General features: G+C 70.7%; 21 protein-coding genes. 17 read left to right on the top strand and 4 right to left on the bottom strand.

Annotated features, from left to right (window positions below):
- Positions 1 to 398: 398 nt before the first annotated feature.
- From AB0I51_RS05890 to AB0I51_RS05915, 6 genes are all read left to right on the top strand, one after another.
- Positions 399 to 1,604, top strand: a complete 1,206-nt coding sequence (locus AB0I51_RS05890) for an NAD(P)/FAD-dependent oxidoreductase (RefSeq protein ID WP_362971829.1) — start codon at positions 399 to 401, stop codon at positions 1,602 to 1,604.
- Positions 1,605 to 1,809: 205 nt separating this feature from the next.
- A complete protein-coding gene (locus tag AB0I51_RS05895; RefSeq protein ID WP_362971831.1) occupies positions 1,810 to 2,304 on the top strand; it encodes a MarR family transcriptional regulator in 495 nt (164 codons plus the stop codon).
- Positions 2,305 to 2,459: 155 nt separating this feature from the next.
- Positions 2,460 to 3,068 carry a DsbA family protein gene (locus AB0I51_RS05900; protein WP_362971833.1) on the top strand — a complete coding sequence of 203 codons (609 nt, stop codon included), beginning with the start codon at positions 2,460 to 2,462 and terminating at the stop codon, positions 3,066 to 3,068.
- A gap of 51 nt (positions 3,069 to 3,119) precedes the next feature.
- A complete protein-coding gene (locus AB0I51_RS05905) occupies positions 3,120 to 3,926 on the top strand; it encodes an MBL fold metallo-hydrolase (protein ID WP_362971835.1) in 807 nt (268 codons plus the stop codon).
- A 2-nt stretch (positions 3,927 to 3,928) separates the two neighbouring features.
- On the top strand, positions 3,929 to 4,339 hold the full coding sequence (locus AB0I51_RS05910) for a nuclear transport factor 2 family protein (protein WP_362971837.1): 411 nt from the start codon (positions 3,929 to 3,931) through the stop codon (positions 4,337 to 4,339).
- A 160-nt stretch (positions 4,340 to 4,499) separates the two neighbouring features.
- Entirely contained in the window at positions 4,500 to 4,880 is a 381-nt protein-coding gene (locus tag AB0I51_RS05915; RefSeq protein WP_362971839.1) for a nuclear transport factor 2 family protein, read from the top strand.
- 448 nt (positions 4,881 to 5,328) lie between these two features.
- On the opposite strand, the gene AB0I51_RS05920 is transcribed toward AB0I51_RS05915, so the two are convergent.
- The gene (locus tag AB0I51_RS05920; RefSeq protein ID WP_362971841.1) at positions 5,329 to 5,661 is read right to left on the bottom strand and encodes a cupin domain-containing protein; all 333 of its coding nucleotides are present in this window, start codon (positions 5,659 to 5,661) and stop codon (positions 5,329 to 5,331) included.
- Positions 5,662 to 6,243: 582 nt separating this feature from the next.
- On the opposite strand from AB0I51_RS05920, the gene AB0I51_RS05925 reads away from it, so the two are divergent.
- The 8 genes from AB0I51_RS05925 (at position 6,244) to AB0I51_RS05960 (ending at position 17,702) form a co-directional block, all read left to right on the top strand.
- A complete protein-coding gene (locus tag AB0I51_RS05925; protein ID WP_362971843.1) occupies positions 6,244 to 7,533 on the top strand; it encodes an MFS transporter in 1,290 nt (429 codons plus the stop codon).
- A gap of 58 nt (positions 7,534 to 7,591) precedes the next feature.
- On the top strand, positions 7,592 to 8,068 hold the full coding sequence (locus AB0I51_RS05930; protein ID WP_362971845.1) for a hemerythrin domain-containing protein: 477 nt from the start codon (positions 7,592 to 7,594) through the stop codon (positions 8,066 to 8,068).
- 295 nt (positions 8,069 to 8,363) lie between these two features.
- Positions 8,364 to 12,053, top strand: a complete 3,690-nt coding sequence (locus tag AB0I51_RS05935) for a nitrate reductase subunit alpha (RefSeq protein ID WP_362971906.1) — start codon at positions 8,364 to 8,366, stop codon at positions 12,051 to 12,053.
- On the top strand, positions 12,053 to 13,768 hold the full coding sequence (gene narH, locus AB0I51_RS05940) for a nitrate reductase subunit beta (protein ID WP_362971847.1): 1,716 nt from the start codon (positions 12,053 to 12,055) through the stop codon (positions 13,766 to 13,768). Before AB0I51_RS05935 ends, narH begins: the two co-directional genes overlap by 1 nt.
- Entirely contained in the window at positions 13,765 to 14,430 is a 666-nt protein-coding gene (gene narJ / locus AB0I51_RS05945; RefSeq protein ID WP_362971849.1) for a nitrate reductase molybdenum cofactor assembly chaperone, read from the top strand. The genes narH and narJ overlap by 4 nt, the downstream gene beginning before the upstream one ends.
- On the top strand, positions 14,427 to 15,194 hold the full coding sequence (gene narI / locus AB0I51_RS05950; protein WP_362971851.1) for a respiratory nitrate reductase subunit gamma: 768 nt from the start codon (positions 14,427 to 14,429) through the stop codon (positions 15,192 to 15,194). Before narJ ends, narI begins: the two co-directional genes overlap by 4 nt.
- A 364-nt stretch (positions 15,195 to 15,558) precedes the next feature.
- Positions 15,559 to 16,764: a globin domain-containing protein gene (locus AB0I51_RS05955; RefSeq protein WP_362971853.1), complete on the top strand. Its 1,206-nt coding sequence runs from the start codon at positions 15,559 to 15,561 to the stop codon at positions 16,762 to 16,764.
- A gap of 437 nt (positions 16,765 to 17,201) precedes the next feature.
- Complete coding sequence (locus AB0I51_RS05960; protein WP_362971855.1) at positions 17,202 to 17,702, top strand: GNAT family N-acetyltransferase; 501 nt, start codon at positions 17,202 to 17,204, stop codon at positions 17,700 to 17,702.
- Here the strand turns inward: AB0I51_RS05960 and AB0I51_RS05965 are convergent.
- A complete protein-coding gene (locus AB0I51_RS05965) occupies positions 17,655 to 18,038 on the bottom strand; it encodes a transposase (RefSeq protein ID WP_362971857.1) in 384 nt (127 codons plus the stop codon). The genes AB0I51_RS05960 and AB0I51_RS05965 overlap by 48 nt on opposite strands.
- Before the next feature lie 636 nt (positions 18,039 to 18,674).
- Here AB0I51_RS05965 and AB0I51_RS05970 point away from each other — a divergent pair.
- Positions 18,675 to 19,952 carry an MFS transporter gene (locus AB0I51_RS05970; protein ID WP_362971859.1) on the top strand — a complete coding sequence of 426 codons (1,278 nt, stop codon included), beginning with the start codon at positions 18,675 to 18,677 and terminating at the stop codon, positions 19,950 to 19,952.
- Positions 19,953 to 19,976: 24 nt separating this feature from the next.
- Here AB0I51_RS05970 and AB0I51_RS05975 read toward each other — a convergent pair whose 3' ends face one another.
- Complete coding sequence (locus tag AB0I51_RS05975) at positions 19,977 to 21,647, bottom strand: IclR family transcriptional regulator C-terminal domain-containing protein (RefSeq protein WP_362971861.1); 1,671 nt, start codon at positions 21,645 to 21,647, stop codon at positions 19,977 to 19,979.
- A 257-nt stretch (positions 21,648 to 21,904) separates the two neighbouring features.
- Positions 21,905 to 23,188 carry a M6 family metalloprotease domain-containing protein gene (locus AB0I51_RS05980; protein ID WP_362971863.1) on the bottom strand — a complete coding sequence of 428 codons (1,284 nt, stop codon included), beginning with the start codon at positions 23,186 to 23,188 and terminating at the stop codon, positions 21,905 to 21,907.
- A gap of 291 nt (positions 23,189 to 23,479) precedes the next feature.
- Between AB0I51_RS05980 and AB0I51_RS05985 the strand changes: the two genes are divergently transcribed.
- Both AB0I51_RS05985 and AB0I51_RS05990 read left to right on the top strand, forming a co-directional pair.
- Complete coding sequence (locus AB0I51_RS05985) at positions 23,480 to 24,124, top strand: TetR/AcrR family transcriptional regulator (RefSeq protein ID WP_362971865.1); 645 nt, start codon at positions 23,480 to 23,482, stop codon at positions 24,122 to 24,124.
- Positions 24,125 to 24,275: 151 nt separating this feature from the next.
- Positions 24,276 to 25,838 carry an MFS transporter gene (locus AB0I51_RS05990; protein WP_362971867.1) on the top strand — a complete coding sequence of 521 codons (1,563 nt, stop codon included), beginning with the start codon at positions 24,276 to 24,278 and terminating at the stop codon, positions 25,836 to 25,838.
- Positions 25,839 to 25,909: the final 71 nt, after the last annotated feature.

Genomic DNA, 25,909 nt, shown 5'->3' on the forward strand with positions numbered 1-25,909 from the left:
GCGTAGCCACACGCCGTGGCGAACTTGCCGTCCGCCACGAGGTGACGCCGGTGGTCGCGGCTCCCAGTGGAATGCGAGCACATATTCGCGGAATCGGTCAAGTCATGTTCTCCTGACCAGACATCTCTGAATTCGTCAAGACTTTATGCGGGAAATGGGATGTGAAGAATTCCCTGGGTGGGGCGGAAGTAGTGAAGTCCCGCACACCGCACGGTTGATTCGTCCCTGGTGGCGGGTCGTCGGTGTACGCTTTCGGGGCACACGAAATTGCTTTCCGGTTGGTAGTCCGGACCGCAGGTCACCGGTTTCCCGTTCTGCGTCAACGTCCTCCCTTTCAAGGGAGTCCTGGTGTGCTCCGAGTACGAGAAGAACTCTGCACTGGGAGTACTGTGTCCGAAATGCGAATTGTCATCACCGGCGGCGGACTCGCCGGGCTGACACTGGCCCACTACCTGAACCGGCACGGCCTGGACGTGGCCGTCTACGAACGCGACGCCGATATCGCGGCACGCGAGGCCGGGTACCGGATCCACATCAACTCCACCGGCACCTCCGCGCTGCACGCGGCGCTGGAGCCGCGCCTGTGGGAGCTGTTCCTGGCGACCTGCGGCATGCCGAGCGAGGACATGCTCCTCTTCGACGAGCAGCTCAACCTCCGCCCCGGCCGCGACAGGTCGGCCACCGAGGGTACCGGCGTGCCCGCCGACATCCCCGAACATCTGGTGGTGTGCCGCTCGACCCTGCGCCGCATCCTCTACCTCGGCCTGGAGAAGGCCGTGCACTTCGGCGCAAAGGTCACCGGCTACCGCACCCACCCCGACTCGACGGTCACCGTGCTCCTGGAGGACGGTGCCACGGTCGAGGCCGACGTGCTCATCGCCGCGGACGGCATCAACTCGGCCGTCCGCGCCCAGCGCCTGCCCCAGGTCCAGGTCGCCGATCTCGGCTCCCGGCACATCGCCGCGAAGATCCACCTCACCGAGGAGGCGAAGGCCAAGCTGCCCGCGGAGCTGTTCAACGCCTTCTCGCTGGCCTACGCCGCCGACTTCACCGGGCTGACCCTCGGCCCGCTGGAGCGCACCGACCCCACCTCACCGCTGATCGCCGAGCAGGACCCCGGCTTCCGGCGCGAGGCCACCGCCGACTACGCGCTGAGCATCTTCAACTCCCTGCCCGACCGGATGCTCCCCGACGACGAACTGTTCACCGCCGGCCCCGACACGCTCAAGGCGCACGCCCTGCGGCGCGTCGCCGGCTGGCACCCGGCCCTGGTCGACACCGTCCGGCTGTGGGACACCGCCACCGTGCAGGCACTCAAGTGCCGCAGCTGCGTACCCGTCGACGCCTGGGAACCGTCCACCGTCACCGTCATGGGCGACGCCATCCACGCCATGAGCCCCGCCCTGGGCATCGGCGCCAACACCGCACTGCGCGACGCGCACACCCTGGGTGATCAACTGCTCGCCGTCGCCGCCGGCGACAAGCCGCTCCTCGACGGCATCGCCGGATACGAGCGGGCCATGCGCGACTACGCGTACCACGCCCTGCGCATGTCCGCGTTCGTCGGCCAGAAGGTGATCGGGCACCTGCCTCTGCCCGAATAGGCACGGCGCTGTTCGGGCGGCGCCCAAGAGCACCGCCCGAGCTCACCGCCCGCTCGCGGTTTGGCTGGTGCCGTTCCGCCCGCACGCCGCTGCGGGCATGGATGAGACTGCTTGTCGCTCGACCGGTCCAGCTGCCTCCGCCACCCCTTCTGGTTCCTGCATGATCGGTACGGTGGTGTCGGGACGACGAGGGGGCGGTGTGGCCGTGGGTGAGGAAGCGGAGATCGGGACGGCGAAGGAGGCTGCCGACCACGAGCTCATCCTGGCGTTCGGGCGGCTGCAGGGGGCGGCGAATCGGTTGGAGTACATCCTCGGCCGGGCGCTGGAGGCGGAGTGCGGCATCAGCCATCTGGTCTTCGAGGTGCTGCTGATCCTCGGGCGCGCGGGTGAGCCGGGGCTTTCGATGCGGGCCATCGCCCAGGAGCAGGTTCTGACCACCGGTGGTGCCACCCGGGTGGTGGATCGCATGGAGGCGGCGGGTTTCGTGACGCGCGCGGACTCCCCCGACGACCGGCGCGGAAAGCTGGTGCGGCTGACGCCGCTGGGTGAGGAGACGGTCGTGCGCGCGTCCCGGGTCCACCTGGAGAACATCAAGCGGTACCTCGTGGATCCCCTGCCCGCGGCGGATCGGACGCGGTTCGCGGAGGATCTCCGCATCCTCAGCCACACCGCTCGGGATCTGCTGCCGCGTCTGCCCTGACCTGCGGACCATCGGCAGCGTTGATGTAATGCCGTTGTCAGTCACACCTTTGTGCTCCACCTCACACGAACCTTGAAATATCTGACACGTCAGTTACTGTTCTGTCAGGTGAATCGCTCGCAACCCGCGGGCGCACATCCCTGCCGAGGTCTTCGATGAAGCTCGTCTACGTCTTCGACGCCTACTGCGGCTGGTCGCACGGGTTCTCCGGAACATTGCGCGAGATCGCTGCCCGTCACCCCGAACTGCCGGTCGAAGTCGTCTCCGGCGGTCTGTTCACCGGGTCGCGGCGGGTGCCCGTCCGCCAGTTCGGCTACGTCCAGGGCGCGAACGCCAAGATCGCCGAGCTGACCGGCGCCGAGTTCGGCGCAGCCTACGAGCAGTTGATCGCCGACGGCTCCTTCGTGATGGACTCCGAGGCCGCCGCCCGCGGCGTCGCAGCCCTGCGCCAGGCCGCCCCCGACCGCGCGGCGGAGCTGGCCGCGGCCCTCCAGGCCGCCTTCTACGTCGACGGACGCAGCCTGTCCGAGGCGGCCACCTACCGGACGGTCGCCCAGGCCGCCGGGCTCGACGCGGATGCCGTCGTCGCCGCCTTCGAAGCACCCGACGCACAGACCGCGGCCCACGCCGACTTCCGCCGCGCGGTCCAGCTCGGCGTCACCGGTTTCCCCACTCTGCTGGCCGTCGAGGGCGACTCGGTCACCCCGCTGGCCTACGGCCAGGCCACCGCCGACGAGGTCGACGCACGCTTCGCCGTCCACTGATCTTCCCCCTGCCCCCACCCCACCCCATCCCTTGCATGTAGGAGCCCCCGCATGAGCAGCCTCTCCTTCAAGGTCCTCGACCTGGACTTCCCGGCCGGCAGCAAGAACAAGACCGCCACCCTCGTCACCGGCGAGAACGAGGCGCTGCTGGTCGACGCCGCGTTCACCCGCGCCGACGGCCACCGCCTCGCCGCCGAGATCCTCGACTCCGGCAAGAAGCTGACCACCGTCTTCGTCAGCCACGCCGACCCCGACTTCTACTTCGGTGCCGAGGTCCTCGCCGACACCTTCCCCGACGCGACGTTCGTCGCCACCCCGCTCGTCATCGAGCACATCCAGCACTCCTACGAGGGCAAGCTCAAGGCGTGGGCCGCGCTCGGCCCGAACCTGCCCACCCGGCTGGTCGACCTCACCCCGCTGACCGGTGACCTCACCTTGGAGGGCCACCGCTTCGAGCTCAAGGGCGGCCCGGCCGCACTGCCCGACCGGCACTACCTGTGGCAGGCCGAGCACCGCGCCCTCCTCGGCGGTGTCCTGCTCTTCCAGCAGGAGCACGTCTGGGTCGCCGACACCCCCACCCCGGGCGACCGTGCCGCGTGGATCGACCTGCTCGACGAGATGGCCGCGCTCGACCCCCAGCTCGTCGTACCGGGCCACCGTCTGCCCGCTACGGCGGCGGACGCGTCCGCCATCTCCGCCACCCGCGAGTACCTCCTCGCCTTCGAGGAGGAGCTCGGCAAGGCCGCCGACGGTGCCGCGCTCACCGAGGCGCTGGTCAAGCGCTACCCCGACAACGGCATGCTGATCGCCGCGCAGATCGGTGCGAAGGTCGCCAAGGGTGAGATGACGTGGGGCTGACCATGACCGAGTTCGCGACCTCCACCGCACCCGCCGACGTCGTACGGCGTCAGTACCTGGCCTCCGCGGCCGGTGACCTGGAAGCCCTGCGGGCCACCCTCGCCCCCGACGTGGAGTGGACGGAGATGGCCGGCTTCCCCCTCGCCGGTACCTACCGCACTCCTGACGGTGTCACCGCCGGCGTGATGGAGAAGCTCGGCCAGGACTGGGACGGCTGGACCGCCCATGACGACACCTACGTCGTCGACGGCGAGAACGTCGTCGTCCTGGCCCGCTACACCGCGACCAACAAGGCCACCGGCAAGCCGATCGACGTGCGCGTCGCCCACCACTTCGTCGTACGCGCGGGACGCATCGTCCGTTTCGAGCAGTTCGTCGACACGGCGCTCGTCCGCGACGCCATGACCGCCTAAGCGCTTCGCTGGATGTGCGTTAGAGGTCGGTTTTCGGCCGCAGCGCCGTCGTGGCTGGTCGCGCAGTTCCCCGCGCCCCTTTGGGGCGCTGCCGAACCGCAGTCGACTTCACCAGGTCCGCTTAGACACACCGTCCAGCACCCGAAGAGAGGAGAGGCGTGTGTCCGCTGCCGACAACAAGGCGCTCGTCATCGCGTTTTATGAGCAGGCGTTCAACGACTACCAGCCGGAGCAGGCCGCCGCCGCGCACCTCGGCGAGAGCTACACCCAGCACAACCCGGAGGCGCAGGACAGTCCTCAGGCGTTCGTCGGCTACGTCCACTGGCTGCGCGGCCAGTTCCCCGACCTGCGTCTGGACATCAAGCGGGCCGTCGCCGAAGGAGACCTGGTCGTCACCCACAGCAACCTGCACCTCAAGCCGGGCGACCGTGGCATGGCCGTCGCGGATATCTGGCGTGTGGCCGACGGGAAGATCGTCGAGCACTGGGACGTGATCCAGGAGGTGCCCGACAAGAGCGCCAACGACAACACCATGTTCTGAGTTCCACGCCGACAGTCCGCGCCGGACCGGCAGGCAACACAAAAAGTCGTACGGCCCGCCATCGGCCTTTGAACCACCGGCCGTGCGCCGCAGCACATGTCGCGGCGCACGGCCGCACTTGTCGATCAGCAGCGGGCGGGGCCCGCCCCTGCGGAGGCGCTCGGCGGTGCTCCGACTCGCCTTCCACCCAGCCGCTTCGTGGCGACCGAGGACGCGGGCCGGGCCGCCTGCCGCTCGCTCGGGTCGCACCCGGGCACCTGCCCCGAACCCCGCCTGGCCTGCCAGGGCTGGGCGGGGTTCGGGGCAGCCGAAGGGACCAAGCTGGACGGTGTTGTCTCGGGAAAAACTGCCCTTGCGGCGTTGGCCGGGGTGCTCGCGCCGATACACGACGGGTTGTCCTGCCCGGCGGGTGTCGCACCGCGTGACGGGGCACTCTGGGTGGTTGGCATCAGCCGAGTTTGGCGACGGTGAGCAGTACCGCGGCGTCCTCCACCGCCTGCAGGCTGTGGCGCGCCTGCGGGATGGAGATCAGGTCGCCGGTCCGGCCGTCCCAGGAGGCGTCGCCGCTGGTGAGGCGGACGCGTCCGCGCAGCACCAGAAGGGTCGCCTCGCCAGGGCTCTCGTGCTCGGCGAGGGAGGTGCCGGTGGTCAGCGCGAGGAGGGTCTGGCGCAGCACGTGTTCGTGGCCGCCGTAGACGGTGGTGGCGCTGCGTCCGGTCGACGCGGCCGTGGCGCACTGCAGTTGCTCGCGGGCCAGCGCGTCCAGTGAGAGCTTCTGCATGGGTTCAAGCCTCCGTGCATCTGGTCGGCGACCGCCGGTTCGCCATGCGGGTGAGGGGGACAGGACGTTGCCGCGGCGCCGACGGCGGAAGCCGGCGACCGGTTTCGCGAGGTGGACCGCTCACCGCCGCGGCCGAGGTGGAGGGGACGGAGCCGACTGAGATGCCCGGCAGGATGGGAGCTGGCTGAGATGCCCAACGGGACAGGAATGTCCGAGTCCGGCGAAGAGCCGGCCGGGAGGCCGCGGGCGGCGCATGCCGGGTGTGCGCCACACGACGTTGACCGGCGGTGCGGTACTCCGGCCGGTCGAGTGCGTGAAGGCGCCGTTCGAGGCCATTGAGTCATCGTTCCCGAAGGCGACGGGAGGGGGTAGTGCCGGTCGGCCCTCTTCTGCCGTGTCCCGGCCGGAGCCGATTCCCGGAGCCGATTCCCGGGGCCGACTGCCTGGAACCAGGGCCCCATGGCCCATGTCGCCAGGGCGCTCGGATGCGGACAGTGGCTGGGTGGGTGCGACAAGGAGCCTGCCGTTCCGACGCGGCCTCCGTGCCACCGGGGACTCCGGGCGAGGGAAAGGACGGACACCATGGTCCAGTCGTCGACGAAGCAGGGGGACGGGTCGGCTTCAGGGGTGCCCGTGTCCGGCCGGGCATGGCTGATGCTGGCCCTGGCCACGGTCGGTTTCGCCGTCAACTTCTGGGCGTGGGCCTTGCTGAGCCCGCTCGGGCCGCGGTTCAAGGACGTCCTGGAACTGAGCTCCTTCCAGCAGTCGCTGCTGGTGGCGGTGCCGGTCGTGGTCGGCTCCCTGGGCCGGATTCCGGTCGGCGCGCTGACCGACCGGTTCGGCGGGCGGGTCATGTTCCCGATCGTGTCCGCGGCCACCATCGTGCCGGTGCTCTACCTCGGTCTGGCCGGTCACTCCTCCTTCGCCGCGCTCCTGGCAGGCGGATTCTTCCTCGGTATCGGCGGCACCGCCTTCGCCGTCGGTGTGCCCTTCGTCAACGCCTGGTTCCCGCCCGAGCGGCGGGGCCTGGCCATCGGGGTGTTCGGCGCCGGCATGGGCGGCACCGCCATCAGTGCCCTCACCACCGTGAAGCTGGTCGACGCGCACAGCATGTCGACACCGTTCCTGATCACGGCCGCGGTACTGGCCGTGTACGCCGCGACCGCCGCGCTGCTGCTGCGGGACGCGCCCGGCCGGATCGTGCCGACGGAGCCGCTGGCCCGTCGCCTGGCGGCGACCGCCAGGCTGGGCATCACCTGGCAGGCGTCCGTCCTGTACGCGGTCGCGTTCGGTGGCTATGTCGCCTTCTCCGTCTACCTGCCCACCTATCTCAAAACCGGCTACGGGCTCACACAGGGGGACGCCGCGAACCGCATGGCGGGGTTCGTGCTGCTGGCCGTGTCGATGCGTCCGATCGGCGGCTGGCTGTCCGACCGGCTGGGTCCGGTCCGGGTGCTGGCCGCGTCCCTGGCCGTCGTCGCGGCCGGGGCGGTGGTGCAGTCGTTCACTCCGGCGCTGGCACCGGTGGGCACCGTCGCCTTCCTCGCCATGGCCGCCGCGCTGGGCGCGGGCAGCGGGGCGACGTTCGCCCTCGTCGCCCTGCTGACCCCGGCGAACAGGATCGGCTCGGTCACCGGCGTCGTCGGTGCCGCGGGCGGCCTGGGCGGTTTCCTCCCGCCGCTGGTGATGGGCTCGCTGTACGGGGAGTACGGCTCCTACGCGGCCGGCCTCGTCCTGCTCGCGCTGGTGGCCGCGGCGGCGCTGGGCTTCACCCTCACCGGTGTCCGCTCCGCCGTCGCCCGGGGCGGCGTCCCGGCTTCGCGTCGCACCGGACACGGACCTCGGCCCGGCCCGGCGCCCACCACGGTGTGAGCACCGGCCGCCGGGAACGACGGACCGGACAGATCTCGAACAGGTAAGGAGCAGCACCGTGTGCGAGTACTGCGGCTGCCAGTCGCTGGCGTCGATCGACGAACTGACCCGCGAGCACGACGAGGTCGTCCGGCTGATCAGCCATCTCCGTCCCGCCCACGAGGACGGTGACGTGGGCAGGATGGCGCGGGTCGCCCGCCGGATCGCCACCGTGCTCGGCCCCCACACGCGGGTCGAGGAGCATGGTCTGTTCCCTGCGCTGGCCGGGGACTTCCCCGAGCAGATCGCCGTTCTGGAAGCCGAACACCGCCGCGTCGAAGCGGTGCTGGCCGAGGCTGCCGACGGCGTCACGCCCTCGGACCCGGCCTGGCCGGAGCGGCTGATCGAGACGATGGCGATGCTGCGCGACCACATCCTCAAGGAGCAGGACGGCGTTTTCCCGGCAGCGCTCGCGAACCTCGGCACCGAGGAGTGGGAAGCGGTGGAGGCCGTGCGCGCGGAGGCAGGCAGCACCTTGTCCCGGCCGACCGCCTGATGGGCCGCCCAAGGCCCACCACCGGGCAGGTCGGGCCGCTTCCCCCCTCTCGTCCGCCGGACCGTCCCGCCCCCGGGCACCTTCCGGCTCGACCACGCGGAATCCCGATTGCCGATTCGGCGCGGAGACGATCCCCGCCGCACGGTCCCCGCACGGTCCCCGTGCGGTTGTCGGCCTTTCGCCGGACGGCGCCCGTACAGTCGGGTGCGCCGGTCTCCAACACGTCTCGAACGGGCCTGAACGCCCGGAGCGGAGTGGCACGTTGGGTACGAGAGACAGTCAGGCACGGGCGCGCATGGACGGCGAGCTGGCAGAGGCGCTGGTGCGCAGCCGCCGCTTCTTCAGCCGGGCGGAGGTCTCCGAGGATCTGCGCACCCTGCACCGCAAGGGCGGCCGGCAGGCGGACGACTTCTACCGGGACCGCTGGTCGCACGACAAGGTGGTGCGCTCCACCCACGGGGTGAACTGCACCGGCTCCTGCTCGTGGAAGGTGTACGTCAAGGACGGCATCATCACCTGGGAGGCCCAGCAGACGGACTATCCCTCGGTGGGCCCGGACCGCCCCGAGTACGAGCCGCGCGGCTGCCCGCGCGGGGCCGCGTTCTCCTGGTACACCTACTCGCCCACGCGGGTGCGCTACCCCTACGTGCGCGGCGTGTTGCTGGAGATGTACCGGGAGGCCAAGGCCCGCCTCGGCGATCCGGTGGCGGCCTGGGCGGACATCGTCTCCGACCCCGTACGCGCCCGCCGCTACAAGGCGGCGCGCGGCAAGGGCGGTCTGGTACGGGCGAGTTGGGACGAGGCGGTGGAGATGGTGGCCGCCGCGCATGTGCACACGATCAAGGAGTACGGGCCGGACCGGCTGGCCGGGTTCTCGCCCATCCCGGCGATGTCGATGGTGTCGCATGCGGCGGGAGCACGTTTCTACTCGCTCCTCGGCGGCGTGATGCTCTCCTTCTACGACTGGTACGCCGACCTGCCGGTGGCCTCGCCGCAGGTGTTCGGGGACCAGACCGACGTGCCCGAGTCGGGGGACTGGTGGGACGCCGGCTATCTGATCATGTGGGGCTCGAACCTGCCGGTCACCCGTACGCCCGACGCGCACTGGATGGCCGAGGCCCGCTACCGCGGCCAGAAGGTCGTCGCGGTGTCGCCGGACTACGCGGACAACGTGAAGTTCGCCGACGAGTGGCTGGCGGCCCAGCCGGGCACCGACGGGGCCCTGGCGATGGCCATGGGGCACGTGATCCTCAAGGAGTTCTTCGTCGACCGGCAGACGGAGCACTTCGCCTCCTACGTGAAGCGGTACACCGACCTGCCCTTCCTGGTCGCCCTCGACGAGGCCGAGGACGAGCCGGGCACCTACACACCTGGCAAGTTCCTGACCGCCGCCGACCTCGGTGGCGAGGCCGCCGAAGCCGAGCACGCGGAGTTCCGTACCGTGCTGCTGGACGCGGCCACCGGGGAGCCGGTGGTGCCGAACGGCACGCTCGGCGACCGCTACGGCGAGGCCGGGGCCGGGAAATGGAACCTCGACCTGGGCGACACCGATCCGCTGCTGTCGGCCTACGGTGGCGGCGAGACGCCGGTCACGGTCGGACTGCCGCGCTTCGACGCTCCGGACGGCAGCGCGGACAGGCTGCGGCGCGGAGTGCCGGTACGGCGGGTCGCCGGTCGGCTGGTGACCACGGTGTACGACCTGCTGCTGGCCCAGTACGGGGTGGCCCGTGACGGCCTGCCCGGTCGCTGGCCGTCCTCGTACGAGGACGCGACGGAGCCGTACACCCCGGCCTGGCAGGCGGCGATCACCGGAGTCGACGCCGAGCGGGCGGCCCGTATCGCCCGGGAGTTCGCCGCCAACGCCGAGGAGTCCGGCGGCCGTTCGATGATCATCATGGGGGCGGGCACCAACCACTGGTTCCACTCCGACACCATCTACCGCGCCTTCCTGACGCTCACCACACTCACCGGCTGCCAAGGAGTGAACGGCGGCGGCTGGGCCCACTACGTCGGGCAGGAGAAGGTCCGTCCGATCACCGGCTACTCGGCGATCGCGACCGCCGCCGACTGGAACCGGCCGGCCCGGCAGATGATCCAGACCGCCTACTGGTACCTGCACGCCGACCAGTTCCGCTACGACCCGTTCTCCGCCGACACCCTCGCGGCGGCCGGTCCCGGCCGGGACGGCCCGTTCGCCGGGAAGACCACGGCGGACGTCATCGCGCAGTCGGCCCGGATGGGCTGGATGCCGTCGTACCCGACCTTCGACCGCAACCCGCTGGACCTGGCCGACGAGGCCGCCGCCACGGGCCGCCCGGCCGCCGAGCACGTGGTGGACGAACTGAAGGCCGGACGGCTGCGGTTCGCGGGCGAGGATCCGGACGCACCCGAGAACTTCCCCCGGGTGCTGACCATCTGGCGCGCCAACCTGCTGGGTTCCTCGGCCAAGGGCAACGAGTACTTCCTGAAACACCTGCTCGGCACCGACCACGCGGTCCGGGCGACCGAGGCGCCGCCGGACGCCCGCCCGCGGGACGTGGTCTGGCGGGAGGAGGCCCCCGAGGGCAAGCTCGACCTCCTGCTCACGCTGGACTTCCGCATGACCAGCACCACGATCTTCTCCGACGTGGTGCTGCCGGCCGCCACCTGGTACGAGAAGCACGACCTGTCGAGCACGGACATGCACCCGTTCGTGCACGCCTTCAACCCGGCGATCTCCCCGCCCTGGCAGACCCGTACCGACTGGGACGCCTTCCACACCCTCGCCGAGGAGTTCAGCCGCCAGGCCGCCGGTCATCTCGGCGTACGGAGGGATGTGGTCACCGCGCCGCTGCTGCACGACACCCCCGACGAACTGGCCAACCCGCACGGGACGGTGCGTGACTGGAAGGCGGGGGAGTGCGAACCGGTGCCGGGCCGCACCATGCCGAAACTCGTCACCGTCGAACGCGACTACGGGGCGGTGGCGCAGAAGATGGCCGCGCTCGGCCCGCTGCTCGACTCCCTGGGCGCCACGACCAAGGGCGTCACCTTCGAGGTCGGCCGCGAACTGGAGTACCTGCGGCACAAGAACGGCACCGTGCGGGGCGGAGTGGCAGACGGGAGGCCCTCGATCGCCCGCGACACTGATGCCTGCGAGGCGATCCTCGCCCTGTCCGGCACCACCAACGGACACCTCGCCACCCAGGGCTTCCACACCCTCGAAGCGCGTACGGGCAGGCAACTGGCGGACCTCGCGGCCGAGCACGAGGGAAAACAGATCACCTTCGCCGACACCCAGGCCGCTCCCGTCCCGGTCATCACCTCACCCGAGTGGTCGGGCTCGGAGACCGGCGGACGCCGATACTCCCCCTTCACCATCAACGTCGAGCGCCTCAAGCCCTGGCACACCCTCACCGGCCGCCAGCACTTCTACCTCGACCACGACTGGATGACCGCCCTCGGAGAGCAACTGCCGGTCTACCGGCCCCCGTTGAACATGAACGCCCTGTTCGGCGAGCCACGCGTCGGCGACACCGGCGAACTCGGCGTGACCGTGCGCTACCTGACCCCGCACAACAAGTGGTCGATCCACTCCGAGTACCAGGACAACCTGTTCATGCTGTCGCTGTCCCGGGGCGGTCCGACGATCTGGATGAGCAAGGAGGACGCGGCGAAGATCGGCGTCCACGACAACGACTGGGTCGAGGCGGTCAACCGCAACGGCGTGGTCGCCGCCCGCGCGGTCGTCTCGCACCGCATGCCCGAGGGCACCGTCTACATGCACCACGCCCAGGACCGCCTGATCGACGTGCCCCGCACCGAGACCAACGGCCGGCGCGGCGGCATCCACAACAGCCTGACCCGGCTGCTGATCAAGCCGAGCCATCTGATCGGCGGCTACGCCCAGTTGACGTACGCCTTCAACTACCTCGGCCCGACCGGCAACCAGCGCGACGAGGTCACCGTCGTCCGCCGCCGCAGCAACCAGGAGGTGACGTACTGATGCCCAGTGGCGAAGCCACCATCGGACGCGTGATGGCCCAGATGGCGATGGTGATGAACCTCGACAAGTGCATCGGCTGCCACACCTGCTCGGTCACCTGCAAGCAGGCGTGGACCAACCGCAGCGGCGTCGAGTACGTGTGGTTCAACAACGTCGAGACCCGTCCCGGCCAGGGCTACCCCCGCCGCTACGAGGACCAGGAGAAGTGGCGCGGCGGCTGGGAACTCAACAAGCGCGGCAACCTCACGCTGAAGGCGGGCGGCCGTTTCAAGAAACTGATCACGATCTTCTCCAACCCGGTGCTGCCGTCCCTCGACGACTACTACGAGCCCTGGACGTACGACTACGAGACCCTGACGAACGCGCCGCTGCAGGAGCACACCCCCGTCGCCCGCCCCAAGTCCCTGATCACCGGCAAGGACATGAAGATCGCCTGGTCGGCGAACTGGGACGACGACCTCGGCGGCTCCGTGGACCACGGCGACAAGGACGTGCTGCTGAACCAGGTCTCGGAGAAGATCAGGTTCGAGTTCGAGCAGACCTTCATGTTCTACCTGCCGCGGATCTGCGAACACTGCCTCAATCCGTCCTGCGCGGCCTCCTGCCCCTCCGGCGCGATCTACAAGCGGGAGGAGGACGGCATCGTCCTGGTCGACCAGGACCGCTGCCGGGGCTGGCGCATGTGCGTGACCGGATGCCCGTACAAGAAGGTGTACTTCAACCACCGCACCGGCAAGGCAGAGAAGTGCACCTTCTGCTTCCCGCGCGTCGAGGTCGGCCTGCCCACCGTCTGTTCCGAGACCTGCGTGGGCCGGCTGCGCTACCTCGGCCTCGTCCTCTACGACGCGGACAGGGTGCTGGAAGCGGCCTCCACCCCCGACGACACGGATCTGTACGAGGCCCAGCGGCAGGTCTTCCTGGACCCGCACGACCCCGCGGTCGTGCGGGCGGCGGAGAAGGCGGGCATCCCCCGGGACTGGATCGAGGCCGCCCAACGGTCCCCGGTCCATGCCCTGATCAACACCTACAAGGTGGCGCTTCCGCTGCACCCGGAATACCGCACCCTGCCCATGGTCTGGTACATCCCGCCACTGTCCCCGGTGGTCGACGCCGTCCGCGACACCGGCGAGGACGCCGAGGACCACCGCAACCTGTTCGCCGCCGTCGAATCCCTGCGCATCCCCGTCGACTACCTCGCCCAGTTGTTCACCGCCGGCGACCCGGCCCCGGTCGACGCGGTGCTCCGCCGCCTGGCCGCCATGCGCGCGTACATGCGGGACATCAACCTCGGCCGCGAGCCGGACGCGTCCATCCCGGCGGCGGTCGGGATGGGCGAGGAGCAGATGTACGACATGTACCGGCTGCTGGCGCTGGCGAAGTACGACGAGCGGTACGTCATCCCGCCCGCTCACGCCGAACAGGCCCACAAACTGGAGGAGCTCGCCACCGAGTGCAGCCTGGACTACGAGGGCGGCCCCGGCATGGGAGGCTCCGGCCCCTTCGGCGAGTCGTCCGGCGGCGCCGCTCCGATCGCGGTGGAGAACTTCCACGTCCTGCGCGACCGGCAGACGGCCGACACTCCGGCCGCCCCCACCGACAAGGCCACCCGCGTCAACCTTCTCAGCTGGGACGGCAAGGGCTCCCCGCCCGGCCTGTTCCCGGACAGACCGTCCGACGGCAGCGAGGCCGACGGGGAAGCCGAGCCGAGGCCATGAAGAGCAAGAGCACGCGCACCGCCCGCACCCAGCCCTGGCACCCGCACGCCTGGCAGGCCCAGTCCTTGCTGCTCGACTACCCCGACGAACAGTTCGAGCAGCGCCTGGCCCTGGCCGGCCAGGTCGCCGCCACCCTGCCGGGACCGGTTGCCCGCCCCTTGCTCCGCTTCAAGGCACACGCCGAGCAGACCACCCCCGCCGCTCTGGCCACCTCCTACGTCGCCACCTTCGACCACCGCAAACGCTGCTGCCCGTACCTGACCTACTACGCGTACGGCGACACCCGGAAGCGCGGCATCGGCCTGCTGCGGCTGAAGCAGACCTACGCCGCGGCCGGCTGGCGCCTGGGCGAGGACGAACTGCCCGACCACCTCGCCGTCGTCCTCGAGTTCGCCGCCGCCGACCCTGCGGCCGGACACGGCCTGCTCACCGAACACCGTGCCGGCCTGGAACTCCTGCGCCTGGCCCTGACCGACGACGGCTCACCCTGGGCGCATGTCCTGGACTCCGTCTCCGCCACCCTGCCCGCCCTGGCCGGCGACGACCGCGAAGCCGTCATGCGCCTGGCCGCGCAGGGCCCGCCCGAGGAGCAGGTCGGCCTCGACCCGTACGCGGCGTCCCCCGTGTTCCTGCCCGACCCCGTCGTAGGAGGACCCCGATGACCGCGCCCGCGCAGCCCCTCACCCTGGCGGCCCCGGCAGGCACCGGCGGAACCCTGCTGTGGGTCGTCCTGCCCTACGTCTCGCTCGCCGTCTTCGTCCTGGGCCACATCTGGCGCTACCGCTACGACAAGTTCGGCTGGACCACGCGCTCCTCCCAGCTGTACGAGAGGCGGCTGCTGCGCATCGGCAGCCCGCTGTTCCACTTCGGCATCCTCGTGGTGCTCCTCGGCCACATCGGCGGCCTGGTCATCCCCAAGGGCTGGACCGAGGCGGTCGGCGTCAGCGAGCACACGTACCACATTGGCGCGGTCGTGCTCGGCACAATGGCGGGTGTCGCCACGCTCGGCGGGCTGGCCATCCTGATCTACCGGCGCCGCACCGTCGGCCCGGTCTTCTCCGCCACCACCCGCAACGACAAGGCCATGTACGTCTCGCTGACCCTGACCATCGCGCTCGGCCTGTCCGCCACGGTGGCCGCCAACGTCGTCGGCGGGGGATACGACTACCGCGAGACCATCTCCCCCTGGTTTCGTTCCATCTTCTACCTCCAGCCCGACCCGGACCTGATGACCGGTGTCCCCGTGCTGTTCCAACTGCACGCGATCAGCGCCCTGCTGCTGTTCGCGGCCTGGCCGTTTACCCGGCTCGTCCACATGCTCACCGCGCCGCTGGGCTACCTGACCCGCCCCTACATCGTCTACCGCAGCCGCGACACCCGGCTCGGCTCCCGCCCGCCACGCCGCGGCTGGGAACGCGTGGGGTGACGAGCGGCCGACCGACCGTTGCCCGGTGATACTGCCCGTGACCGCGGTACCGCGGTCACGGCCGGAGCAGTAGCCCGGAGCAGTAGCCCGGTGCGGTCACGGGGCGAGGCACGGCCATGCCCGCCGATCGACGGTTCACCGGTCCGCGACCGGGGCCGGGCGAGCGGCAGGCGGGCAAGCGGGCAAGGGACCGCCCGGTGGCCTCATCGCGGGCCAAGGGGCCCCGCAGCGAGGGAAGTTCGGCCCTGTCGGCGTCGGCGGGGCCACCGGGATCATCGACGGGACGGGCGGATCTGCTCCCCCACCGGGTCCAGTGGTGAAGGTGCGTTCCGTTCCCGGCGTTCCCGCACCCTGAAGGAGTCCCATGCTTTCGCCCGAGTCGGCCGCTGTCGTCCGTGCCACCCTGCCCGCCGTCGGTGGCGCCCTGGACGAGATCACCACCCGCTTCTACGCCACGATGTTCGGCGAACGGCCCGAGCTGCTGGACGGGCTGTTCAACCGCGGCAACCAGGCAAGCGGCGAGCAGCGCAGGGCGCTGGCCGGATCCATAGCCGCCTTCGCCCAGGCGCTGCTCGCCGACCCCGACGCCAGGCCGGACGCCCTGCTGGCCAGGATCGCCCACAAGCACGCCGCGCTCGGCGTCACCGAGGACCAGTACACGATCGTCCACAAGTACCTGTTCCGTGCCATCGCCGACGTGCTGGGCGAGGCGGTCACCCCGGAGGTGGCCGCCGCCTGGGACGAGGTGTACTGGCTGATGGCCGGCGCCCTCATCGCCCAGGAGGCCCGTCTCTACCAGCAGGCACAGGTCGATCCCCGCAAGCCGTGGCGGCAGTGGACCGTGGTGGAGCGCCGGGAGGAGACCGCGGACGTGACCTCCTTCCTGCTGCGCCCCGCCGACGACGGCCCCCTGCCGTCGGCCCGCGCCGGCCAGTACGTCAGCGTCCGGGCGCTCATGCCCGACGGGGTCCGCCAGACCCGCCAGTACAGCCTGTCCAACGCCCCCGGCGACCGGACACGCCGCATCACCGTCAAGCAGGTCGCGGGCGTGGCCGAGGCCCCCGAGGGCGAGGTCTCCAACCACCTGCACCGCACCGTGCGCGCCGGAGACGAACTGACGCTGTCGGCACCCTTCGGCGACGTGGTCCTCGACGACGCCGACACGCCGCTGCTGCTCGTCTCCGCGGGCATCGGCTGCACCCCGATGGTCGCCATGCTCGAACACCTCTCGGCCACCGGAGCCACCCGGCCGGTATGGGTACTGCACGCCGACCGCTCCCCGGCCGAGCACGCCCTGCGCGCCGACACCGACCGCGCCCTGGGCGAACTCCCGGCCGCTCGGGCCCAGTTCTGGTACGAGCAGGACGCCACCCGCGAACCGGGCTCCCGCCCAGGCCTGATGGATCTCACCGGCCTGGACCTGCCCGCCGACGCCGACGTCTACCTGTGCGGCTCGCTGCCCTTCATGCGCGCGGTACGCACCCAGTTGCTGAAGGCGGGCATCGCCGCCCGCCACATCCGCTACGAGGTCTTCGGCCCCGACCTGTGGCTGGCCCACGTGGAGGACTGAACCGCCCCGCATCATGGGCGACTCGACTGCTGCCAGGGGGGGAGGGGGGCGGACCGAGCATGGCCCTGACCTGGAGGAGCTACGACGTCCGCGCCGCCTCCTCGGAATGGGGTGCCGCCCACCCGCCGCCACGTCCTGCGCCGTCCTCGGTCGTGACCCTGCCGGGTCGCAGGTGTATCAGAGCGCGCGCTTTGCACACTCCGGGGCACTGTTCCAGACCGTCGCGGCGGTTGGCCTGATCACCACTGCTCGGACGTCAGCGACCTCCGAACGCATGCGGTCGAGCAACGGATCCACGGCGCCGGTCCTCCGGGTTGTCTCGCCGCCCGGGTGCCGGTAGGGACGGTCGCCGTGGACAAAGCACGGCCAGGGCATGTGACGGAAGTGGTCCGAGGACCTCAGGCCGAGTCCGGCTCGCGTCGTGTGATGCTGACGTCGTGACTGATCAACGCGAGGTCTCCATCGCCCGCCGACCGGGCCGGACTCTTTCCGTCGAGGACGGGCTGGAGGCGTTGCTGCTTGCCTACCATCTGCGGACGGAGGCCCAGAAGGGTGAGCCCGTTGCCGATGCGGACGGACTGCCTGACCGCTACCGGCTGGAGATCGCGGACCCACGGATCGCGTTCGGCGACGATGTCGTGTTGGTGGCGCTGAGCGGGAGCACCGCGGTGGGTTGCCTGGTGGTGACCGCCCCCGCCGACGGCTGGTCGGAGGTCAAGAGGCTCTGGACAGACCCGGCGTTCCGGGGCCGGGGCATCGCGTCGGGCCTGCTGGGTGCCGCACTCGCGCAGGCCGCGGAAAACGGCGCGAGCACCGTGCGGCTGTCGGTGTGGAACTGGCGCACCGGGGCCATCGCTCTGTACGAACGGTTCGGCTTCACCGTCGCCGAGTCATGGGACGATCGGGACCAACTGATGTGCATGGAGCGTGCCGTGTGAGTGGGCACAGCAACTCGCTGATGACTGCAAGAGGACGGTCCCCTCCGTGCGGACCGCCGGCTTGTCGTACCTCGTGTCCACCGTTCGGTACCTCTTGAAGCGGTTGATGCCGCACTCGACCGCATGCCGGGCCTTGCGGTCCTGTGGATCGAACCTGGGCGGCCGGCCGCCCAGCGAGCCGCTCTTCTTGCGGCCGCGGACTTGGACGGCCTTGTCCGGAACGGTGCAGCGGATCCCGCGTCGCCGCAGACAAGCGCGGTTCCTCCGGGAGACGCACGCCTGACAGGCATGCGGGTTGGCCGCTTGGGCCGGCCGGCAGGGGCCAGAGCGAGACATCCGGGATATACGCGTCGCCGGGAGCGCCGGTCAATGGTGGTACGCATTCAACACCGGAGACACCCCGATCCCAGGATGTTCACGCATCCTGGAGCAATTCAGGATCGATGGCGAACAGTGCGTTGGCGAGCAGGACGCACGACTATCTCGAAGAACTGGGATGCCTTTTCCCTCCCGGCACGGAGCATCAGCGACGCCAGTAGTCCGCGTGTTCCGCCGTTCGACCAGGAGCGGCGGGCTGGTGGATATCCGGTCCACGGCAAACCGGGTGGCCTGCCCGGGCTGCGATCGCCGGGTGAGCCGAATCGCTGCTCTGCGGTCGTCGAGAGCGTGAGCCCCACGAAGGCGCGGTGGCCGCACGGCCGACGTACGGCCGCGCCACCTGCGTCGTTGTAGCGCGTGCCACGTCGGCGGTCGGCGCCTCTGTGGGAGGCCGGGCGGGTCTGAGGCCCGGTGTCGGTGTTGCTACAATGCCGCCAGTTCTTTCCTTCGGGTCGACACCTCCGGTCATCAAACAACCGGGCCGGGTGCCGACCCTTTTTGATGTCCTGCGCCGGCTCCGTTTCCGGCACCTCGGCAGCACACCGCACCGACGGGCCCCTGCGCCCGCCGGTCCTTCGCCATGGAGTTCGACAGATGACAGACGGCGTCACCGACGCAGACACCACCTTGCCCGTCCCTCAAGTCCCGCCCCTCCGGCGGAGCCCGGGTTTCCGGAACTTCTGGCTCTCCCGTGCCGTCTCCGGCCTCGGATCCGCCGTCACCACCGTCGCGCTGCCCGTCCTGGTGTTCCAGCAGAGCCGGTCGCCGCTGCTGGTCTCCCTGGTCGCGGCGGCCGGGACGCTGCCCTACCTCGTGTTCGGGCTGGTCGCGGGTGCGGTGGCCGACCGTGTGGACCGGCGGACTCTGATGATCGTGACCGACTGTCTCAGCGCCCTGTGCCTGGGTTCCTTGCCGGTCGCCCAGGCCCTGGGCGCGCTGACCGTCGGACAGGTCGTCGTGGTCGCGTTCCTCTGCTCCAGCCTCTCCCTCTTCTTCGACGCGGGTGGCTACGGGTTCGTCCCGGCCCTCGTCGGCAAGGACAGACTCGCCGACGCCAACAGCGCGCTCTACGGCGCGGAGAGCGTCGTCCGCATCATCGGCAACGGCGTCGCCGGCGTCCTCATCGCCCTGGTCCACCCCGTGGGCACGCTCACCCTCGACGCCCTGAGCTTCGCCGGCTCGGCGCTGTTCCTTCGGGCCGTCGCCAACTCCCCTTCCCGCGCAGCCAGTTCCCCGGGTCCGCGACCGGGGCTCCGGGAGTCCGTCGGTGAAGGGCTGCGCTTTCTGGCCGGGCATCCGACGCTGCGGGTCATGACCGTGGTCGGCACCCTCCAGTCGTTCTCCGGCGGAGCCGTCGTCGGTCAGCTCGTCGTCTTCGCCGACCGCGTCCTCGGCTTCCACGGCACCGACGGCCGTATCGGCCTGCTCTACATGGCGTGGAGCGCCGGCGGCATCGGCGGCTCCCTGCTGCTGCCCCGGCTGCGGCGCCGCTACGACGCCCTCCCCCTACTGCTCCTGGTGCTGCCGGTCGGCGCGCTGCTCGGACTCGTGGTCGTGCTCTCCACCGACTGGCGGATCACGCTGGTCGCGCTGGCGGCCTGGGGGACCGCCTATCTGGTCGTGCTGGTGAACACGATGACCTACTCCCAGGAGGTGACCCCGGCCGGGCTCCAGGGCCGGGTCAACACCACCCGCCGCATGCTCTCCTCCGGTCTGGGCGTCCCGCTCGGCGCCCTGGTCGCGAGCGGCGTCACGGTCTCCGCCTGCATCCGGGCCGGCATGGCCACTGCGGTCGCCTCGATCACCCTGGCCGCGATCCTCGTGTGGGTGGTGCGGTTGTACGGCCTGCTGGAATCCGCGGACGAGGCGTAGCCCTCACGCGAGTTCTCTCCGGGGTCAGGACCTCGCCACCCGGGTGAACCGCCCCGCCACCCGCAGATCCCCCTCGATCCGCGCCGCCGTCGCCAGCAACTCGGGCAGGACGGCCGCTACGTACTCCTCGGCCGGCCGGCGTGCCACATGTGTCGCGGTGTTGAGTGCGGCGACGACCCGGCCGGTGCGGTCGCGGACCGGGACGGCGAGTGAGCGCAGGCCCGCTTCCAACTCCTCGTCCACCAGGGCGTATCCCTGGGACCGGACCCGTTCCAGAGCGGCTGAGAGCGCCCCGGGGTCCGTGAGGGTGTGCGGGGTCAGGGGACGCGGGTCGGCCAGGGCCTGCCGTAGCGTCGGGGGCGGGGCGTCGGACAGGAGGACGCGGCCCAGGGCCGTCGCGTACGCCGGGAAACGGGTGCCGACCGCGATGTTCACGCTCATCACGCGGCCGGTGGCGACGCGGGCCGTGTACTGGATGTCGGCGCCCACGAGGATCGCCAGGGACGCCGACTCGTGGATGCGGGCGGCGAGGGCGGTCAGGTGCGGGGTCGCGAGGGACGGGAGGGAGCTGCGGGACAGGGGCGGGAAGCCCAGCGACAGCACTCGGGGCGTGAGGGCGTAACGGCGGTCGCCGGACGAGGTCACCAGGCCCAGGTGCTCGTAGGTGATCAGTGCGCGGCGGGCGGTCGCGCGGGCCAGTCCCGTCGCCTGCGAGATCTCGGTGAGGGTCAGTTCGGCGCGGCCCTCGCCGAAGGCCGTCAGGACCGTCAGTCCGCGGGCCAGGGATTCGACGAACTCCCGGCCCAGTTCCTGCTTGGACGCGCCCGTCCAGGTCGCCAGGCCCGAGGGCGCGGCCACCGAGTCCGGCCGGGGTGCGGCGCGCAGGTCCTCCTCCATCGCCTCGACCGCCAGGCGCAGCCGCGGCAGCAACGTGGTCCGCAGTTCCTCCGCCGTGTGTCGGCTGGTGTGGCTCACCACGCTCGCCACGCACGCGATCGTGCCGGTGCGGGGGTCCCGTACCGGCACGGACACCGCCAGCAGGCCCGGTTCGATCAACTGGTCGTCCAGCGCCCAGCCGTTCTCGCGGGCCAGGGCCGCCGACCGTCCGAGGTCGGGGGCGGGGGACGACGGCGAGCGCGGGGGTACGGCCGGGAAGCCCCGGTCCTCCGGGTCCGCCGCCCGGCGCTCGCGCCAGCGCGCCCAGTCGCGGTCGGTCCACTCGGTCGCGAACAGCGGTCCCGGAGCGGTGCGTTCGGCCGGCAGCAGGTCGCCGATGCGGAAGCTCAGGGACATCGCGCGGCGGCGGGTCGCCTGGTGGATGAAGCGGATGCCGTCCCGGTCGGCGACGGCGAGGGACACCGACTCGTCCAGTTCGTCGGCGAGGGCGTCCGCCCGGGCGTCCAGGAGGGCCGGCAGCCGCAGGGCGGCCAGGTAGGCGTTGCCCAGTTCCATGATCCGAGGGGTGAGAACGGTGTCCCGGCCGTCGAGACGGACGTATCCCGTGCGGGCGAGCGTCGCGGTGATCCGGTCGACCGTGGAACGGGCCAGGCCGGTGGCCCGTTCCAGCGCGCTGAGGCTCAACGTGCCGCCCGCCTCGGTGAGTCGGCGCACCACGCCGACCCCGCGGATCAACGGGGCGACCGCCTCGGCGGGCACGGCTCCGGCACGGTCGTCCAGCGTGGTCTCAGCGGGCATCGGCTCTCCGGTACGGCGATCTCGGCAGCCCTACGGTAAGCCCGTGGGGGCCGGAGCCTCGCCTCGGCCCAAGTCCCGCCCCTGGGCCCCCGGGTCCGGTGCTGTCACCGCCGACCGCGCTACCGCGAGCCCGTTCCCGTCGGGCCCGCCGGGTGCGGCCGAGCCTGAGACACCCGCCTCAGGAGAGCGGTGCTCCATCGACCGAGGCGACCGCCCGCGACCGCCCACCCCGCGACCGCCCCTGAGTCGCGCCACCCCTACCGCGTCCGGGTAACCGTCACCCGATAGTTCCCCGCCGCGTCGGCCCCGGTCACCGCGACCCGAACCCCCCTGCGTGGATCGTCGAACGTCTCACCCGCCGTGAACGGCGCGTCCGACAACTCGGCGTGCACATTGGGGCTCCGCGTGCAGCCCCCGCTGTCCCGGTGCGCGTCGTACACCTTCACCGGCCCCATTCCCGTGTCGACGTCCGCCTCCACCTTGTAGATGAGGACACCGGGGCGGCACACCGCCTCGTCGTTGCCCTCGTGCGTGCGCAGTTCCAGGGCGTAGCCCGTGCGCCGGGAGAGCGGGACGAATACCAGCCGTGTGCCGTCGCCGCCCGGCCGTTCCAGCGGGGTCAGTGTGTACTCCGAAGTGCCTCTGGTCATCGCGCAGTTGACCTGGGACGGGTCGAGCCAGCCGAGCTTCCACTTGTGCCAGCCCAGGAGGTCGTTGTCGGCGCCCCAGTCCTCGCTCATGATGTCCCAGTGGCCGACCGCTCCTCCGCCCTCCTGGGTGTAGAGGTCGGGCAGGCCGAAGACATGGCCGTTCTCGTGGGGGAGGACGCGGTAGCCGGTACGGGTGTAGGAGCCGGAGCCGTCGTCCTGACGGGAGTAGACGAAGGAGGCGTTGGAGACCGGGACGCCGTCGGCCACGGGGGCCTCGGTGTTGCCGGCGAACGTCACCGACAGGACCGTGTCCAGGGCGGAGGGGCCGGCGTTCGGGGTGACCAGGACGTTCAGGAGGTCGTACGTCCGGAAGTCCACGGTGGGGTCGGCGGCCGCCACGATGTCCTGGACGAGCTGCCGGTACCCGGGATCGAAGGGCGCGCCGCGCTCTATGCCGTAGGACCTGAAGGGCTTGGGCATGCGGAGCCAGTGGTCGATCGGGGTTTCGGGGCGGTAGTCGAGGCGGCCGTAGGAGCTGGTGCGGAACCACTCCTGGGTCTGGGGGAAGAACTCGTGGTAGCGGTCCATGGCGGTGCCCTGGCCGGGGGCGTCGGAGAAGTCGACCATCAGGGTCAGGGCGTGGACCGTGCCGGTGGAGCGGGAGTAGCCGCCCGGGGTGGGGATGCCCTCGGACATCTCGGTGTCGAGGGGGCCGTTGATCATGCAGGCGCCGAGTGCGGAGGTGCGGGCGAGCGCGATCGGTCCCGCCGCCGTCATGGCGCCCGGGGTGAGGTGTCCGGTACCGGCCGAGGTGCTGACCGCGAGGGTCAGGACGGTCACGGACGCGAGGGCGGCCACGCGGCGCGGGCGTATCCGACGGCTGGGCTGCATGCATGGACCCTTCGCGCCACGGCAGCCGTCGGTCTCGGGCTGCACCCTTTCGATCACCCTGTGTCGTGTGGTGCGAGGGCGCGCGCTGGAGGAGACCGACCGTGTGGTTGTGGGGGGAGGAGGGCGAAGAAGGAGCCAAACGAGATGTGACCCAGGTCACATCAATTGTCCCGCTGAGTGGGAAATAACCGGGGAGCGTTTCCCCGTTTAGCCATGTGTCCGAGCGAAACGGGGAGTGGATCCCCGGATCGCGTCAGCAGTCCAAGACCTTCAGAGCCTCAGGAGCAAGCCGTGACGACCGTGACCCCCGTACAGCGAAAGGTGACCCGGCCGCGCGCCGACGCTTTGCGCAACCGGGAACGGATCGTCACCGCCGCCCGCGAGATGTTCGTCGAGTTCGGCCCCGACGTGCCGCTCGACGAGATCGCCCGCCGGGCCGGCGTCGGCAACGCCACGCTGTACCGCAACTTCCCCGACCGCGACGCCCTCGTCCGCGAGGTGGTGGTCTCGGTCATGGACCGTACGTCGGAGGCCGCCGAGCAGGCGCTCAACGAGACCGGCGACGCCTTCGCCGCTCTGGAGCGCTTCGTGCACGTGTCCGCCGACGAACGGATCAGCGCGCTGTGCCCGATGATCTCCGGCACGTTCGACCAGTTCCATCCGGACCTGGAAGCCGCGCGGGAGCGGATCGAGCAGCTCATCGACGAGGTCATGGACCGCGCCCGGCGGTCCGGACAGCTCCGTGCGGACGTGGGCGTCGGCGATGTGATGGTCGCCGTGGCCCAGCTCAGCAGACCCCCGGCCGGCACCGGTTGCCTCAGCGCCGACCGCTTCGTACACCGACATCTGCAGCTGTTCCTGGACGGACTGCGGGCCCCGGCCCGCTCGGTCCTGCCCGGCACCGCCGCGACCATGGAGGATCTCCGGCAGCCCTGACCGATTAGTTCGGGGCGTCACGCCCGTCTCAACAACAAGCACCGGCTCTCGTCGTCGCAGCGACCACGGAGTGTCACTCGTCGACGAGCCGTCCCCGATCACGTCCTTCTTCCGTATTTTTCCGTCACGAAGTCCCGAAGTGGGTACCACCATGTCTGAAACAGCTCGAAGCGCCCCAGGCGCTCTCGACAAGGCCTCCGAGGCCGCCGAGCACGAAGCCCATGCCAACCGCTGGAAAGCGCTCGCGTTCATCGCGCTCGCCCAGCTGATGGTCGTGCTCGACGCGACCATCGTGAACATCGCTCTCCCGTCCGCCCAGACCGACCTGGGCATCTCCGACGGCAACCGGCAGTGGGTCGTCACGGCCTACGCCCTCGCCTTCGGCGGTCTGCTGCTCTTCGGCGGCCGGATAGCCGACCTGTGGGGGCGCAAGCGCGCCTTCGTCGTCGGTCTGACCGGCTTCGCCGCCGCGTCCGCGCTCGGCGGTATGGCCACCACCGGCGCCATGATGTTCGGCGCCCGCGCACTCCAGGGTGCGTTCGGTGCCCTGCTCGCGCCCGCCGCGCTCTCCCTGCTCGCCGTGATGTTCACGGACGCCAAGGAGCGTGCCAAGGCGTTCGGCATCTACGGCGCGATCGCCGGTGGCGGCGGCGCCGTCGGCTTCATCCTCGGCGGTGTGCTGACCGAGTACCTCGACTGGCGCTGGACGTTCTTCGTGAACATCCCGTTCGCCATCGTCGCCGCGCTCGGCGCGTACTTCGTCATCCGCGAGCCGGCCGGCGGCCGCAACCGCAACCCGCTCGACATCCCGGGTGTCCTGCTCTCCACCCTCGGCCTGGTATCGCTGGTCTACGGCTTCACCCGCGCCGAGACCGACGGCTGGGGCGACTCCTCGACCATCGCGCTTTTCATCGCGTCGGCCGTCCTGCTGGCCTCGTTCGTCGTGGTCGAGTCCAGGGTCAAGGCACCGCTGCTGCCCCTGCGTGTGATCACCGACCGCAACCGCGGCGGTATCTACCTCTCGCTCGGCATCGCCATCATCGCGATGTTCGGCACGTTCCTCTTCCTCACCTACTACCTCCAGGTCGTGAAGGGCTTCTCGCCGATCAAGACCGGCTTCGCCTTCATGCCGATGATCGTCGGCATGATGGTCGGCTCGACCCAGATCGGCACCCGCCTGATGACCCGCCTGCCGGCCCGCCTGCTCATGGGCCCCGGCTTCCTGGTCGCCGCGGTCGGCATGCTGCTGATGACGCAGCTGGAGATCGGTTCGTCCTACGCCTCGATCATCCTGCCCGCGATGCTGCTGCTCGGCCTCGGCATGGGTACGGCGTTCATGCCGGCCATGTCCCTGGCCACCCTGGGCGTCGAGCCCCGGGACGCGGGTGTCGCCTCCGCGATGGTCAACACCTCGCAGCAGGTGGGCGGCGCCATCGGTACGGCCCTGCTGAACACGATCGCCGCCTCCGCGACGACCGCGTACATCAAGGACCACATCGCCGGCGCGGGTACCTCCAAGACCCAGCAGCAGCTGGTCGCGCTCCAGGGCCAGGTGCACGGCTACACCAACGCCATCTGGTTCGCCGTCGGCATGCTGGTGGCGGCCGCCGCGATCGTCTCCGTCCTCGTCAACGCGGGCAAGCAGGGTTCCGACCCGGTCGCCTCCGGTGACGGTGTCGAGGACGAGTTCAAGGTCCCGGTCGTCGCCCACTGACGACGCCCGACCCGGTCGTACCCCCTTCGCACCATCCGTACGTACGGGGAAGGGGACGCCCCGTACGTACG

Origin of the sequence: Streptomyces sp. NPDC050549 (genome assembly GCF_040655035.1) — a bacterium.
Taxonomy (GTDB): Bacteria; Actinomycetota; Actinomycetes; order Streptomycetales; family Streptomycetaceae; genus Streptomyces.

Coding starts and splice junctions, on each gene's coding strand:
- AB0I51_RS05975 (WP_362971861.1), bottom strand. CDS start 21,647: ATGCCCGCTGAGACCACGCTGGACGACCGTGCCGGAGCCGTGCCCGCC.
- AB0I51_RS05990 (WP_362971867.1), top strand. CDS start 24,276: ATGTCTGAAACAGCTCGAAGCGCCCCAGGCGCTCTCGACAAGGCCTCC.
- narI (WP_362971851.1), top strand. CDS start 14,427: ATGACCGCGCCCGCGCAGCCCCTCACCCTGGCGGCCCCGGCAGGCACC.
- AB0I51_RS05935 (WP_362971906.1), top strand. CDS start 8,364: ATGGACGGCGAGCTGGCAGAGGCGCTGGTGCGCAGCCGCCGCTTCTTC.
- AB0I51_RS05970 (WP_362971859.1), top strand. CDS start 18,675: ATGACAGACGGCGTCACCGACGCAGACACCACCTTGCCCGTCCCTCAA.
- AB0I51_RS05910 (WP_362971837.1), top strand. CDS start 3,929: ATGACCGAGTTCGCGACCTCCACCGCACCCGCCGACGTCGTACGGCGT.
- AB0I51_RS05955 (WP_362971853.1), top strand. CDS start 15,559: ATGCTTTCGCCCGAGTCGGCCGCTGTCGTCCGTGCCACCCTGCCCGCC.
- narJ (WP_362971849.1), top strand. CDS start 13,765: ATGAAGAGCAAGAGCACGCGCACCGCCCGCACCCAGCCCTGGCACCCG.
- AB0I51_RS05890 (WP_362971829.1), top strand. CDS start 399: ATGCGAATTGTCATCACCGGCGGCGGACTCGCCGGGCTGACACTGGCC.
- narH (WP_362971847.1), top strand. CDS start 12,053: ATGCCCAGTGGCGAAGCCACCATCGGACGCGTGATGGCCCAGATGGCG.
- AB0I51_RS05925 (WP_362971843.1), top strand. CDS start 6,244: ATGGTCCAGTCGTCGACGAAGCAGGGGGACGGGTCGGCTTCAGGGGTG.
- AB0I51_RS05920 (WP_362971841.1), bottom strand. CDS start 5,661: ATGCAGAAGCTCTCACTGGACGCGCTGGCCCGCGAGCAACTGCAGTGC.
- AB0I51_RS05905 (WP_362971835.1), top strand. CDS start 3,120: ATGAGCAGCCTCTCCTTCAAGGTCCTCGACCTGGACTTCCCGGCCGGC.
- AB0I51_RS05980 (WP_362971863.1), bottom strand. CDS start 23,188: ATGCAGCCCAGCCGTCGGATACGCCCGCGCCGCGTGGCCGCCCTCGCG.
- AB0I51_RS05900 (WP_362971833.1), top strand. CDS start 2,460: ATGAAGCTCGTCTACGTCTTCGACGCCTACTGCGGCTGGTCGCACGGG.
- AB0I51_RS05965 (WP_362971857.1), bottom strand. CDS start 18,038: ATGTCTCGCTCTGGCCCCTGCCGGCCGGCCCAAGCGGCCAACCCGCAT.